General features: G+C 55.1%; 9 protein-coding genes. 6 read left to right on the top strand and 3 right to left on the bottom strand.

The genetic code is table 11. From position 1 onward, the window contains the following. Window positions 1-338: 338 nt before the first annotated feature. From R2940_07690 to R2940_07670, 5 genes are all read left to right on the top strand, one after another. Window positions 339-2,675 (top strand): class I SAM-dependent DNA methyltransferase, encoded by a 2,337-nt coding sequence (locus R2940_07690; GenBank protein ID MEZ4599656.1) that lies wholly within the window; start codon window positions 339-341, stop codon window positions 2,673-2,675. Further along, on the top strand, window positions 2,675-3,955 hold the full coding sequence (locus tag R2940_07685) for a restriction endonuclease subunit S (GenBank protein ID MEZ4599655.1): 1,281 nt from the start codon (window positions 2,675-2,677) through the stop codon (window positions 3,953-3,955). The genes R2940_07690 and R2940_07685 overlap by 1 nt, the downstream gene beginning before the upstream one ends. A 12-nt stretch (window positions 3,956-3,967) precedes the next feature. Continuing rightward, on the top strand, window positions 3,968-6,997 hold the full coding sequence (locus R2940_07680; protein ID MEZ4599654.1) for a DEAD/DEAH box helicase family protein: 3,030 nt from the start codon (window positions 3,968-3,970) through the stop codon (window positions 6,995-6,997). A gap of 79 nt (window positions 6,998-7,076) precedes the next feature. Next, on the top strand, window positions 7,077-8,192 hold the full coding sequence (locus R2940_07675) for a helix-turn-helix transcriptional regulator (protein MEZ4599653.1): 1,116 nt from the start codon (window positions 7,077-7,079) through the stop codon (window positions 8,190-8,192). Beyond that, entirely contained in the window at window positions 8,193-8,774 is a 582-nt protein-coding gene (locus tag R2940_07670) for a hypothetical protein (GenBank protein MEZ4599652.1), read from the top strand. A gap of 77 nt (window positions 8,775-8,851) precedes the next feature. Here the strand turns inward: R2940_07670 and R2940_07665 are convergent, their stop codons facing one another. From R2940_07665 to pgm, 3 genes are all read right to left on the bottom strand, one after another. Continuing rightward, window positions 8,852-10,147, bottom strand: a complete 1,296-nt coding sequence (locus R2940_07665) for a HipA domain-containing protein (protein MEZ4599651.1) — start codon at window positions 10,145-10,147, stop codon at window positions 8,852-8,854. Further along, entirely contained in the window at window positions 10,147-10,401 is a 255-nt protein-coding gene (locus R2940_07660; GenBank protein ID MEZ4599650.1) for a helix-turn-helix transcriptional regulator, read from the bottom strand. Before R2940_07660 ends, R2940_07665 begins: the two co-directional genes overlap by 1 nt. A gap of 254 nt (window positions 10,402-10,655) precedes the next feature. Then, on the bottom strand, window positions 10,656-12,308 hold the full coding sequence (gene pgm, locus R2940_07655) for a phosphoglucomutase (alpha-D-glucose-1,6-bisphosphate-dependent) (protein MEZ4599649.1): 1,653 nt from the start codon (window positions 12,306-12,308) through the stop codon (window positions 10,656-10,658). A gap of 259 nt (window positions 12,309-12,567) precedes the next feature. Here pgm and R2940_07650 point away from each other — a divergent pair, with 259 nt between their 5' ends. Then, a complete protein-coding gene (locus R2940_07650; protein MEZ4599648.1) occupies window positions 12,568-14,247 on the top strand; it encodes a DUF3300 domain-containing protein in 1,680 nt (559 codons plus the stop codon). The last annotated feature ends 155 nt before the right edge of the window (window positions 14,248-14,402 follow it).

Below are 14,402 nucleotides of genomic sequence, written 5' to 3'. Positions count from 1 at the left end.
GTGCGGCCGGGGTATTTTAATCCTGCATGCCGGAGAAAATGCAAACAAAAAACCCCGCAGGCAAGGGCCAACGGGGCGAAATGACGATTATATTTTTCCAACTGGTCCAAAATGTAACTCGGGCTTTAGTCCCAAGCAGAAGCTAAGACAACTCCGATTAGAAGTGGTGCGAGTAAAAAATAGCGTTTTTTGTTTCCGTCACCCCCCGCGGCCTTGAAGGTTATACGATCCGTCCCGGTCCAGATTAAAATCTTTGCCAACCTGGCTCGGCAAATGGCATAATGCCTGCGTTTTTTCAGCAAGTTCCATGAATTACGCTTTTCAGGAGGCCCCTTTCGTTGGATCATTCCGTTCACAATAAAATTGTCTCTTTCATCTGGTCCATCGCCGACGACTGCCTGCGCGACGTCTATGTGCGCGGCAAGTACCGTGACGTCATCCTTCCCATGTTTGTCCTGAGGCGACTTGACTGCCTTCTGGAGACGACCAAGGATGCGGTGATGGAGGAAGTCAAGTTCCAGCGTGACGATGCCGGTTTCACCGATCTTGACCCTGAGGGGCTCCGTGAGGCTTCGGGCTTTGTTTTTTACAACACCTCTCCCTGGACCCTGAAAAAACTGGTCGATACCGCCGCCAACAACCGGCAAATATTAGAAGCCAACTTCAAGGCATATCTCGACGGTTTCAGCGACAACGTCAAGGAGATCGTGGACAAGTTCAAGCTCCGTGCCCAGGTCAGTCACCTGGCGGAGAAGGACGTGCTGCTGGAGGTGCTGGAGAAGTTCACCTCATCCTATATCAACCTCACCCCCAACGAGGTTCGTGACCCGGATGGCCGCAAGCTGCCGCCGCTGACCAACCTCGGCATGGGTTATGTCTTCGAGGAACTGATCCGCAAGTTCAACGAGGAGAATAACGAAGAGGCCGGGGAACATTTCACCCCGCGAGAGGTTATCGATCTGATGACCCACATCCTTTTCGAGCCGGTGAAAGATGCCTTGCCGCCGGTCATTACCGTGTATGACCCGGCCTGCGGATCGGGGGGAATGCTCACCGAAGCGCAGGACTTCATCACCGATCCCGAGGGGCTGATTCGAGCCAAGGCGGACGTCTACCTCTACGGCAAGGAGATCAACGACGAGACCTACGCCATCTGCAAGTCGGACATGATGATCAAGGGAAACAACCCGGCTAACATCCGCTGCGGTTCGACGTTGGCGACGGACGAGTTTTCAGGTCTGCGCTTCGACTTCATGCTCTCGAACCCCCCTTATGGCAAATCCTGGGCCGGTGATCAGAAGCACATTCTCGACGGCAAAACCGTTCTGGACCGCCGCTTCGAGGTGCCGCTGAAGGATTTTCGCGGCAAGCTGGAGACCGTCTCCGCCACGCCCCGCTCCTCCGACGGCCAGCTTCTCTTCCTGATGGAGATGGTCAACAAGATGAAGGACCTGGAAAAGGGACCGGCCGGTTCGCGCATCGCCTCGGTTCACAACGGCTCGTCCCTTTTCACGGGCGATGCCGGCGGCGGCGAGAGCAACATCCGCCGCTACATCATCGAGAACGATTATCTCGAAGCGATCATCCAGCTCCCCAACAACCTCTTCTACAATACCGGCATTACCACCTACATCTGGGTTCTCTCAAACAAGAAGGCGGAACAGCGGCGCGGCAAGGTGCAGCTCATCGATGCCAGCCAGATGTTCCGCAAGCTGCGCAAGAACCTGGGGGCCAAGAACTGCGAATTTTCCCCCGAGGACATCCGCGAGATTACCCGACTCTACCTTGAAATGCCGCAAGCCGAAGTCTCCAAGATCTTCGACAATAGCGACTTCGGCTACTACAAGGTCACTATCGAGCGTCCCAGCCGCAAGGCTGCCCAGTTCACCCCCGAGCGGATCGCCACCCTCCGTTTCGTCCCGGCCCTGCGCGAGGTGATGGAGTGGGCCTATGAGAAGTGGGGGGCCGAGGTTTACAGCCGGCTGGCGGACCATCGCAAGGCCATCGAGGCGCATCTGGAGAAGGAGGAGATCAACCTTTCGACCAGGCAGAGCAAGGCGCTTTTCGATCCGGCGACCTGGACCTATCAGAAAGCCCTGTTGGAGGTGGCCGAAGCGCTGATGGCGGAGGTTGGGCAGGAGCTGTTCATGGACTTCAACCTGTTTGTCGGGAAGGTTGACGCCGTCCTCAAGGCGAGCCAGGTCAAGCTTACCGCCGGCGAGCGCAACCAGCTTTTCAACGCGGTGAGCTGGTACGACGAGAAAGCTGAGCGGGTGGTCAAAAAGGTGCACAAGCTGAGCGGCAAGAAGCTGAATGAGCTGCTCGCCGAACTCGGATGTATGAAGGAACAGTTGGCCGATTACGGTTTCTGGCCGACCGGGACCAAGGGGGAGTATGTCGAGTACGAGAGCGAGTCGGACCTGCGCGACACTGAGAATGTGCCCCTCAAGGACGACATCCACGGCTATTTCCTGCGCGAGGTGCGCCCCCACGTGGACGAGGGCTGGATCAACATTGACCAGACCAAGATCGGGTATGAGATCAGCTTCAACAAGTACTTCTACCAGCACAAACCGCTCCGGTCGCTGGAGGAGGTGATGCGGGATATTCTGGCGCTGGAGGCGGAGACTGAAGGACTGCTCAAGAAGTTGGTGAGTTTCGGAGGTGGGCAGTGATGGCGTTTCCGCGTTATACCCGTTACAAAATCAGCGGGATCGATTGGGTCGGCGACATCCCAACTCACTGGGGAGTTGAAAGAGCCAAATGGTTGTTCAAAAAGATGGAGAGAAGTGTCAGGCTTGATGATGACGTCGTTACGGCTTTTCGAGATGGGACTGTGACCCTTAGAAGCAACAGGCGTACAGAGGGGTTTACTACAGCCCTTCAAGAGCATGGATATCAAGGTATCCGCAAGGGCGACTTGGTTATTCACGCCATGGATGCCTTTGCTGGCGCCATCGGGGTCTCTGATTCCGATGGGAAAGCTACACCTGTTTATGCAGCGTGTATCAATCGTGGTGAATACTATACGAACAATCATTATTACGCGTACTTGCTGCGCTACATGTCAAAAGCAGGATATATCGAATCCTTGGCAAAAGGGATTCGTGAGCGTTCAACTGATTTTAGATTCAATGATTTTGTTAAAGTGAGTCTTCCAATCCCACCTCGCGATGAACAAGACCGCATCGCCAACTTCCTCGACCAAAAGACCGCCGAGATCGACGAGGCCATTGCCAAGAAGCAGCGCCTGATCGAACTGCTCAAGGAGCAGAAAGCCATTCTGATCAATCAGGCCGTGACCAAGGGGCTGAATCCCGATGTGCCCATGCGCGATAGCGGTGTAGAGTGGATTGGGGAGGTGCCGGTGCATTGGGTGGTTAAGAAGAATCGCGAACTTTTTAGAGAGCGCAAAGAACCAGGGTCTGAGTCACTGCCCATATTGTCGGTTTCCCTTCACACCGGTGTGTCTGATTCTGAACAGGATGAAAGTGAAAATATTCGCTCGAAAGTAAGAATTGAAGACAAGACCTCTTATAGACGCGTCTATCCTGGTGATATTGCATTCAACATGATGCGGGCATGGCAGGGCGCTATTGGTGTTGTCAAAGTGGATGGCCAGGTCAGCCCTGCCTATATAATTGCCAATCCTTGTGGACAAGTTGATGGTGAGTATTTTGAATATCAGTACCGGACGGCATCATTTATTGGCCAAATGGATCGCTTTTCGAAAGGAATCACTGATTTCAGAAAAAGGCTTTATTGGGCAGAATTTAAGATTCTAAGCACAATAGTCCCGCCTATAAACGAACAAATAGAAATTGTTCAGAAAATTAGAGGGATCGCCTCGTGTACAGATAAGACGGTGGAGATTATTGCTCAAGAAATCGAGCGAATTAAAGAGTTCCGTTCAGTGATAATCTCCGATGCCGTCACAGGAAAAATCAAAATATAAGGGATAGCGCCCATGGTCACCCAAACCAACGAACAAGCACTGGAAGCCTGCATCGAGAAAGCCCTGACCGGGACATGCCGCGAACAGTTGAAGATCGAAGGTTTGAGTGTCGCCGAAGGCAACGAGCAGGATCGCGGCGGCCATCTTTACTGGCTGGGGGAGTCGAGTTCGTTCGATCGCGAGTTTGCCATTGATCGGCATTTCTTCTGGACCTTTCTCGAAACCACCCAGGCCGACGAGTTGGCCAAGATCCAGGATCGCCGCAACTGGCGCCGGCTGGTGCTGGAGCGGCTGAGCCGCAAGATCGAGAAAGAGGGTATTCTCAAAGTCCTCAAAGGGGGGCTGCGCATCGACGACGCCCATCTCACCCTCCTCTACAGCCGGCCCTACAACAATCTCAATCCCGACGTCTCCAAACGCTTCGAGCAGAATCTCTTTTCCGTCACGCGGCAGGTCCACTACTCCCAGGCCGATCCCCTCAAGTCCATCGACATGGTGATCTTCATCAACGGCATTGCCGTGGCCACCTTCGAGCTGAAGAATGCCTGGACCGGCCAGACCACCTACCACGCCATGAAGCAGTATCGGGAAGACCGCGACCCCAACGAGCCGCTGTTGGGCTTCGGGCGGTGCCTGGTCCACTTCGCCGTCGATACCGATGACGTCTACATGACTACCCGGCTGGAAGGGAAAAAGACGGTCTTTCTTCCCTTCAACAAGGGCTATAACCACGGCAAAGGGAACCCGCCGAATCCCGGTGGGCACAAGACCAACTACCTTTGGCACGAGATTCTCACCCGCCCGAGCCTGGCCAACATCATCGAGCACTTTGCCAAACTGGTGGGGGTGAAGGAAAGCGACCCCCTCAAAAAGAAGACATTGTATTTCCCCCGTTACCATCAACTGGAGGTCGTGCGCAACCTTTTGGCCGATGTCCGGCAGCGGGGGGTGGGGCAAACATACCTGATCCAGCACTCCGCCGGCTCGGGCAAGTCCAATTCCATCACCTGGACCGCCTATCAGTTGATCGAAGTTTACCCCGAAGCCGGCGACAAGCCGGTTTTCGATTCGGTGGTGGTGGTCACCGACCGCAAGGTGCTGGACAAGCAGCTCAAGAACAACATTAAACAGTTCTCTGAGGTGAAGAACATCGTCGCCCACGCCACCAACTCCCAGGATCTGAAGCTGGCGCTGGAGAGCGGCAAGAAAATCATCATCACCACTATCCAGAAGTTTCCTTTCATTGTGGATGGCATCACCGATCTCTCCGACAAGCGGTTTGCGGTCATTATCGACGAGGCCCACAGCTCCCAGAGCGGCTCGGCGGCCGATAACCTCAATCGGACCCTGGGGGCCGACGAGGACGAGGTGCAGGACGCGATCCTGGAAATCATGAAGAAGCGCAAGATGCGGGACAATGCCTCGTACTTCGCCTTCACCGCCACGCCCAAGAACGCCACCCTGGAGCGGTTCGGGGAGAAAACGGCGGACGGCGAGTTTGAGCCGTTTCACCTCTACTCCATGAAGCAGGCTATCGAAGAAGGTTTTATCCTGGACGTGGTGGCCAACTACACCACCTACAAGAGCTACTACGAAATCCAGAAATCGATCCGCGAAAATCCCCTGTTCAACAAAGCCAAGGCGCAAAAAAAGCTGCGGGCCTACGTGGAGGGACACAAAGAAACCATCGCCGTCAAAGCCGATATCATGGTCAGCCATTTTCTGGAACAGGTGGTGGGCCCGAAGAAGCTGAAAGGACAGGCCAAGGGGATGGTGGTGACCCGCAACATCGCAACGGCGATCCGTTACTACTTTGCCGTTCGCGACGCCCTCAAGGGGCAACCGTTCAAGGCCATGATCGCTTTTTCCGGCAAGAAGAAAGTCGACGGCATCGAGTACACTGAGGAAACCATCAACGGCTTTCCGACCAAGGATATCGAGGAGAAATTCGATTCCGATGAATATCGGCTGTTGGTGGTGGCCAACAAGTATCTGACCGGCTTCGATCAGCCCAAGCTGTCCACCATGTACGTGGACAAGAAGCTGCAATTCGTGCTGGCGGTGCAGGCCCTCTCACGGCTGAATCGTTGCTGCCATTCCCTTGGTAAACGCACCGAAGATGTGTTTATCCTCGACTTTTTCAATCCCACCAGCGACATCAAGAATGCTTTCGATCCCTTCTACACGGCAACTTCCCTCTCCAAAGCGACGGATGTGAATGTCCTCCATGACGTCAAAGAGAAGCTCGACGCCGTTGGCGTCTATGAATGGGAAGAAGTGGAAGCCTTTTGCACTCTCTATTTTTCCAATGCCGAGGCGGAGCAACTCAGCCCGATCATCGACACCTGTGCCGCCCGGTTCGATCATGAGTTGACACTGGAAGAAGACGACAAGGCCGACTTCAAGATCAAGGCCAAGCAGTTTGTGAAGATCTACGCGCAGCTCGCCTGTATCATGCCCTTCAACAATATCGAGTGGGAAAAACTCCACTGGTTCCTCAAGTTCCTGATCCCCAAGCTAAAAATCAAGGATAAGGACAAGGACACCCTCGATGAGCTACTGGAGAGTGTGGACCTTTCGACCTACGGCCTGGAGCGGGTCAAATTGAAGGAGAGCATCGGCCTGGACGAGAGCGCCTCCGAAATAGATCCCCAGAACCCGAATGCGCGCGGGGTTCATGGCGGTGACGAGCCGAAGGACCCGCTTGATGAAATCATCAAGGCTTTCAACGAGCGGTGGTTCGCTGGATGGGAAGCAACGCCGGAAGAGCAGCGGGTAAAGTTCATCAACATCGCCCGACATGTCTTCAAGAACCCCAATTATCAGACTCAGGTCGTCGACAACCAGGATGAGCAGAACAGCCGACTGGCCCTGGAAAAGCTGATCAGTCAGGCAGTCAGCCAGGAACGCAAGAGAGAACTCGACCTGTACAAGCGCTACGCGCAAGACCCGGAATTCAAGCGGGCTTTCGATGCGAGTATCATGAGGCTGCTGGCGAATGTGGACGTGTCAAAGGTTGTCCTAGAGAAGGTGAACGGCTAGCGTTAACCACTGTGGAAAAGAATAAATAAGGTTGACAAAAGTTTACACATGGACTATATGGTCGGGTATGGAAAAACAGTTGAATATCGAAAGACTCGAATCGGCCATGGCCGAGAGGGGCTTTAATCAATCTACCCTGGCCAAAAGCCTTGGTGTCTCCAGAACTATCGTCTCTGAATGGCTCAAGGGTTCAAAATTCCCCCGCCCGGACAAACTCCTGAAGTTGGGAATGACCTTGAGCCTGTCTTTTACCGACCTTGTAATCAAATCTTCCCAGCATGAACCGATTATCGCCTTCCGAAAAAAGGGTGGCCGCAAGACGAGGGATCACCATTTTGAACGTGCCAGGGATATGGGACATCTCCTGGAAGGTTTGGCCCCCCACCTGCCATTCAGTTCTCTGACGAATCCGCCCTCTTTGAAAAATGCACAGCTTGAGTATGGCTACATTCAAGAGGTTGCCAGAAACGTGAGGCAGGAAATCGGCGTGTCTGACGCCGAACCTATAGCGTTCGAAAATCTTGTAGAGTATTTCAAGAAATTCGATGCAGTGCTGATTCCCGCCCTCTGGGGCAGGAAGGAAAACCATGGGAACGCTCTCCATATCCACCTCCCAAAGTCTGGGACCACTTGGATATATTTAAATCTCGACAGCAACTTCCATGATTTCAATTTTTGGATGGCGCATGAACTGGGACATGTGCTGTCGCAGAAGTTTGAAGGTGACGAGGCGGAAGACTTTTCAGACGCCTTCGCTCAAGCGCTTTTGTTTCCGGAAAAATGTGCCAAAGGAGCTTACGAAGAAGTAAGATCCATCCCGAATGTTGGGAACAAGATAAAAAAAGTTTTAGAGTTTGCAGACCGGTACAATATATCGCCAATTACCGTCTTTGAGGCAATAAAGGCTTTTTCCGCTGAACATGACTTGCCAAAAATCGATCTTGGAAATGGCTTTTATGGGGCCACAACCAACTTTAACAAGGGTTACTTAAATGTCAGCGACACCCTCGGCGAAAGAAAAAAGCTGACGGCCAGGAGTTATATCGATCTAACCAAGGGCCTATTCAAAAGCCCATTTTTTGAAGCTCTTGAGAGGTTCCTTTCGGAACACAAAAAATCCCCTGGCTTTATCCAAAATCTTCTTCAAGTCGATTTTGTTGACGCGAAGGGCATTTACAAGGAACTAATATCGTAAATGTCCCGATCAAAAGCCTCTCTATCCAAAACCCCTCAAGCGAAGATTCTCGTAGACAGTAATGTCTATTTTCGTCTTGCGTTGAATTTTCACCCTCTCTTGTCGGTCTCTTTCGGCGACAAAAATTACACTTTGTACGTCATAGACGACTTTCAGGACGAATTCGATAACAACCCCAGATTGCAAAGAAAGTTTAATTGGGTTGATGAAGGCGAGTTCGTGGAAAATCGTCGCAGGAAAATTAAAATGGAAAAAGAGGCTAGGAAGGAAATTGACCTAGCCTTTGGTTTTATTTGGGAGCACAACATCGCAACAGAGCTTGGCGCCTCACCTGCAGATGTCAAGGCTATTGCTTATGGATACGTACTTGGCATCCCGGTTGTCACGGATGATAACGACATGCTGACGCTGGGAACTGAGTTCGGCGTGAAAATGATTCGCCTGATCGATCTGCTTCGGCTGATGCATGATTGCGGCCATGTAAATAAATCCCAAATCACTTCTCTGGTTCAACACCTTGAATATGACAACGATCTTCCCTATCCGAAATTTGCTGAAGAGTGTAATGACATAGGGATGTGATCCAAAGGGGGGGCGCCCGGCGACTGGAAGATGGCAGTTGTGGTCAGCCAGGTTGCTTTTCTGCCTTAAAGATCAGGCTAAAGCCTGACATGCGGAAGCTCTCCGGCCATTTCCAGAAGGCGCTTCGCATTCCCCTTGATCTTTTCCATCAGCTTCCGGGCAAACTCCATTTCCTCTTCGGGCCGGATATCACCCAATGGCAAACTCCCCATGCGATCCATTGCCGTCGTACAGAGATTTTTCAGATTGGTCGCCACCTGTCGCGGCGGCAGTTTGCTTGCATCGCAGAATTCCGCCAGGTCGTAAGGCATGACCCTTTCCGCAACAAACTCATCCCCGACCGCCAGGGCCAGATCCCGATCAAACTCATCCCCGTAGATGTCGATGTTCAACAGATCGTAGCTCGGCGCCAGGTCGATCCCCGCCTTACCGACAAAGAAGGAAAGGTTCTTTGCGTGCGCATCGCTGTTGCCTATAAGAAGCTGGAACAGAGTCCAGTTCAGCAGATCCCTGATGGCCAAGGCCGGGATGCGGCAGAGTCGTGCTGCGGCAAAGAGCTTCGGCAAGCTAGCCCCGGTCCTGATGCGAGCCCCTTCGCCTGCCTTGCCGAAAGGGCGCTCATATTTGTAGGTCGGCGGCAGATCGAGCATCTGGCAGCCATCGATCAGATGCAGTCTGTCCACCTTATCCCCGAGCCAGCGACGATCGAAACGCTGGACGACCAGCACCGGCTCCCCAAAACGCTGCAGAGAGACATTGGCGACTGGCAACTTGACCAGGTCCGCCAGCTTCATGCAGATGAACTCGTTGATCGTCATGTGCATATCCGGTCGCCTGCCGAACTTAAGAATATGCGTCGAAGCCAGATCTCCTTCACCGAACCCCATTGTGCCGTCGGGCCTGATCATGATCGGCAACTTGTCCTGGACGCCGGTGACCGACAGGCGTGGCTTGCCGTCCCATTGAGCGATGGAAATCCTTTGGCGCTGCGCAATCCGCTCCGTCAATTCCTCTGTGCCGACCTCGCGGAACCCTGTCGGCCGAGGCTCCCGGTCCAAACCGTCATATTGGAAGGTCAGCGCTCCGGTCGTCTCCGCACCGATCAATGCAATCAGGGCAAAGACATTGCTCTTCGAAATCTGATTGTCGATCGAAAGTTCTTCCAGCCACTTCCCTTCCGGGAGGAGGTTGGAAAGAAAACGCTTCACCTTCTCGGATTCGCACTCCCCGGGCTTCAGGTGTGGGGATACGGCATACCCCTGCCCGTCGAGCCATGACGAAGCATACTCCAGGCCGTAGCGATCGGTTTTGCCCTCAAGGGTTGCCAAACCGAGTGGTTCTCGATTCAGGAATACGGAAAGAGTCTCCTCCATTATTCCTCCCAGGGCTCGACTATGAGATGGATGCCAAGCATGCGGCAGACAGTCAGGATGCTGGAGAGTTTGACGTCGCCTCGGGCTGTCTCGATCTTGGTCAGGGTATCGACTGCGATTCCGCAAAAGGCCGCCGCTTCGTGCATACCGAGCCCTGATTGAGTACGCCGGGCCCGAACGAACTTCCCAAGTGTCTCGGCATCGAGAGCACCTTTCTGCACAGGCGCTGGAATCGGCTTGATGGTTTTAGGCATCCCGTCCTCCACAAAAATACTGTTTTGACCGTATATATAGCAGACGAAGTCCCTCGTCAAATAAAATACTGCTTCGGCAGTATAGAAATTGTAAAAGGCCCAAAAAATTAATAGATACTGCCTTAGTAGTATTTATAAAGAGGGGTCGCTGTATCGATCCGAATTTCAAAGCGTTCAACGGGAGTGAAGGCAAAAAAAGGCCCCCTGATCCATCAGGACAGGGGGCGTGGGGTCTCAAATTTGAACTTGCTTCGTCAAACCCCCGCAGCCTTGAACGTCTCGCTGACGATGGTCTTGGCCTGTTCCTGGATCTGCTTCAGATGGGCTTCCCCTTTGAAGGACTCCGCATAGATCTTGTAGATATCCTCGGTGCCGGAGGGACGGGCGGCGAACCAGCCGTTTTCGGTGGTGACCTTGAGCCCGCCGATGCCGGCGTTGTTTCCCGGAGCTCTGGTCAGTTTGGCCAGGATCGGCTCACCGCCCAGAGTCTCCGCGGTCACCTGGTCCGGCGAAAGCCGTCCGAGGACCTCCTTCTGAGCGGGGGTTGCCTCGGCGTCGATCCGGGCATAAACGGGCGCCCCGAATTTGCGGGTGAGTTCCTGGTAGTGCCGGGACGGATCGCGGCCTGTCACAGCGGTGATCTCGGCCGCCAGCAGGCTGAGGATAATCCCGTCCTTGTCCGTGGACCATACCGTACCGTCATGACGCAAAAAGGAGGCGCCGGCGCTTTCCTCTCCGCCGAACCCGTAGGAGCCGTCCACCAGGCCGTCGACGAACCATTTGAAGCCCACGGGGACCTCCCGCAAGGGACGTCCCAGATCGGCCGCCACCCGGTCGATCATCGAGGAGGAGACCAGGGTCTTGCCCACCGCCGCGTCCTTGCGCCAACCCTTGCGGTGCCGGAAAAGGTAGTCGATGGCGACGGCCAGGTAGTGATTGGGGTTCATCAGTCCGGCCGAGGGGGTGACGATGCCGTGCCGGTCGAAGTCCGGATCGTTGCCGAAGGCGATGTCGTAGCTGTCCTTGAGACTGATCAAGCCCGCCATGGCGCTGGCCGAGGAGCAGTCCATGCGGATCTTGCCGTCCTTGTCGACGCTCATGAAACTGAAGGTCGGATCGGGATGGCCGTTCATCACCGTGATATCGAGGCGGTACCTTTCGGCGATCGGTTTCCAGTAGCCGAGTCCGGAGCCTCCCAGGGCGTCGGCAGCGATGCGCAGACCGGCCTTCCGGATCGCCTCCATGTCGATGACGTTGGCCAGATCCTCGACGTAGGGTGTGACAAAGTCGTAAGTGGTCACGCATGCAGCGGTGATAGCCCGATCATAGGGCACCCGCTTGACACCCGCCAGTCCCCGGCGCAGATATTCGTTGGCCCGATCGGCGATATTCGAGGTGACATCGGTGTCGGCCGGGCCGCCGTTGGGGGGATTGTACTTGATGCCGCCGTTGTCCGGAGGGTTGTGGGACGGGGTGATGACGATTCCGTCGGCAGGCGACTCCTGCCGATCTTTGTTGCAGGTCAGGATGGCGTGGGAAATGACCGGTGTCGGCGTGTAGCCGAAATCCTTGTCGATGCGCACATCCACCCCGTTCGCCGCCAGCACCTCCAGCGCCGTGGCGCGGGCCGGCTCGGACAAGGCGTGGGTGTCCATTCCCAGAAAGAGGGGGCCGCTGATCCCGGCCTCCTTGCGGTAGTCGCAGATGGCCTGGATGATGGCAAGGATGTGGTCTTCGTTGAAGGTGCGGTTCGAGGCGCAGCCGCGATGGCCGGAGGTGCCGAAAGAGACCAGCTGGAGCGGATCGTCCGGATCGGGCCGTCGAAGATAATAATCGCTGATCAGCCTGGGGATATTGGCCAAAATCGATTTCGGTGCCGGTTTGCCTGCCAGGGGATGAAGCGCCATCCTGCCTCTCCTTTTGATTGTCATGCCCGGGGGACTCCGACGGGCATCCAGATGTTTTTCAAACGGGTTGGGATTTTCCCATCGCGCGCGACTCGAATTCTAACGACCGCAGGAATTCTGTCAAGTCATTGCCAATTGCCGACCGCCTGTAAACCGTTCCCGCCATCATCCGTCTGATTCGATGAAAAGCAACCGAATCGAAGCGGTTCATTTTAACAAATGACTTTTTCGTTGCCGTACCCCCAATCAGGAGAGCGTCATGACCTCTTACCTTCTCACTCATCTGCCCGCGAGTCTGCTGGTCATCGCCCTGTTCGCCACCGGCTTTGCCTTATCGCCCTCGCGATCTCAGGCTGAGGATTACACGGACATGGCCTACAGCCGGGAGGAACTCGCCCAGATGCTGGCCCCCATCGCCCTTTATCCCGATGCCCTGCTCTCCCAGGTGCTGATGGCGTCGACCTACCCCATCGAGGTCATCGAGGCGGATCGGTGGCTGAGGGCCAACCCTCACCTGCAGGGCGATGCCCTGGATGACGCCCTTATCGAGGAGAACTGGGACCCCAGCGTCAAGGCTCTTTGCCACTTCCCCTCCGTCCTCGCATCGATGAGCGAACAAATCGCCGAAACCACCGATCTCGGCAATGCCTTTCTGGGCCAGGAACAGGAGGTGATGGATACCGTCCAGGAACTCAGGGCCGCGGCCTATGAACGGGGCAACCTCTACTCCACCTCGGCCCAGCGGGTCATTGTCGAACGGGAAACCATCGTCATCCAGCCGACCTCTCCACGGGTCGTCTACGTTCCCTACTACGATCCCTGGACCATTTACGGGAGCTGGTGGTATCCGGCCTACCCGCCATGGTCCTGGGGCCCTCCGGGAGTGAGGATCGGCTTCGGCATCTCCTACTGGCCAGGTGTCTATTTCAGCTTCAGCTTCGGCTCCTGGACCCGCTTCGACTGGCACCGGCACCATATCCATATCGACGTGCATCACCGGCCCCGATACGTGCGACATGATCACTGGATCAGCAAATCCGGACCCTGGCGGCACGAAACAAAACACAGGCATGGTGTGGTCTATCGCCACCGGCCGACGGCTGAAAAATACGGTCAACAGCCAAGGCACTGGACGGCCCGTCGAAACGTCGCCGACCTGTCCAAAGACCGTCCTGCTCCTGGTGATCGGCGCGGAGAGAACCGGAATCATTTTGAACATCAGCGGTTTGAAAGGTCCCGATCGTCCCCGGATCGCCGGGACCGGCCGGATAACGTGCGGTCTCGAACAAGATTCGAGGTGCAGGACCGGCAACGGGACCACCGCGATCCCCGGCAGAACCGGAGACTGGAAGCAGTGCAAGATCTGAACAGAAGGACCGAGTCCGAAAAACAGCGATGGAACCGCAATATCCAGGTTCAGCGGGAGACAGACAGAAAGCGGGAGGCTCAATTCAACCGGGGCCGCCAGCTCGACAAGGAAAGGGACCGGTCGTCCAGACAGAGCAAAGATCAATTACTGAACCACTCCGACCAGAAAAGGCAGACGACCCATCGACTTCAGACTGCCCCTGAACGGCAGATCCGGGAACGCGAGATTCGGGATCTGCAGCAGAACAGACAGTTTAAAGCTGGCCAGGACCCGGCCGGAGTGATCAGGGCCGAAAAACATCGGCAATTGAATCGGGACCACCAGGTTCAGCGGGGCGATCACCCCAATCCGATGAGAGAAGTCGAAAAAGCTCGCGAGAGGTCGAGGATCGTGGAAACCGGGCAATGGCAGAATCGCTCCGAGAGACATCCGCAGGTGGGAAGCGAGGGCCGGCAAGGGCAGGCAGGCGGCAGGGACTTGTCCGGGAGGAACCGTGACAGCAGTCAGGGGCAGGAGCGCGGCCGGGACGGCCAGGATCGAAACCAACGTTTCACCGTCAGAGGAGGATAGGTCAAGCAGCCCGCCCCTGTGGGAAAATTCTTTGACCACAAGTCGCAAGGACGCCAGCGAACAGGGAAGCCCCTGTCCTGGCGTCTTTGTGTATTGGCGTTGAAAAATGGGCAAGGATTTTGCTTATGGTGCTCGGTAAAAGCGCTTTTTTATTT

It is taken from the genome of Syntrophotaleaceae bacterium, assembly GCA_041390365.1.
Classification (GTDB): domain Bacteria; phylum Desulfobacterota; class Desulfuromonadia; order Desulfuromonadales; family Syntrophotaleaceae; genus JAWKQB01.
Note: the sequence above shows the minus strand (reverse complement) of the source record. Positions and strands in the feature narration are given on the sequence as shown.

Excerpts from the sequence above, each read along its gene's own strand:
- R2940_07670 (MEZ4599652.1), top strand. The coding sequence starts at position 8,193 with ATGTCCCGATCAAAAGCCTCTCTATCCAAAACCCCTCAAGCGAAGATT.
- pgm (MEZ4599649.1), bottom strand. The coding sequence starts at position 12,308 with ATGGCGCTTCATCCCCTGGCAGGCAAACCGGCACCGAAATCGATTTTG.
- R2940_07665 (MEZ4599651.1), bottom strand. The coding sequence starts at position 10,147 with ATGGAGGAGACTCTTTCCGTATTCCTGAATCGAGAACCACTCGGTTTG.
- R2940_07680 (MEZ4599654.1), top strand. The coding sequence starts at position 3,968 with ATGGTCACCCAAACCAACGAACAAGCACTGGAAGCCTGCATCGAGAAA.
- R2940_07685 (MEZ4599655.1), top strand. The coding sequence starts at position 2,675 with ATGGCGTTTCCGCGTTATACCCGTTACAAAATCAGCGGGATCGATTGG.
- R2940_07650 (MEZ4599648.1), top strand. The coding sequence starts at position 12,568 with ATGACCTCTTACCTTCTCACTCATCTGCCCGCGAGTCTGCTGGTCATC.
- R2940_07660 (MEZ4599650.1), bottom strand. The coding sequence starts at position 10,401 with ATGCCTAAAACCATCAAGCCGATTCCAGCGCCTGTGCAGAAAGGTGCT.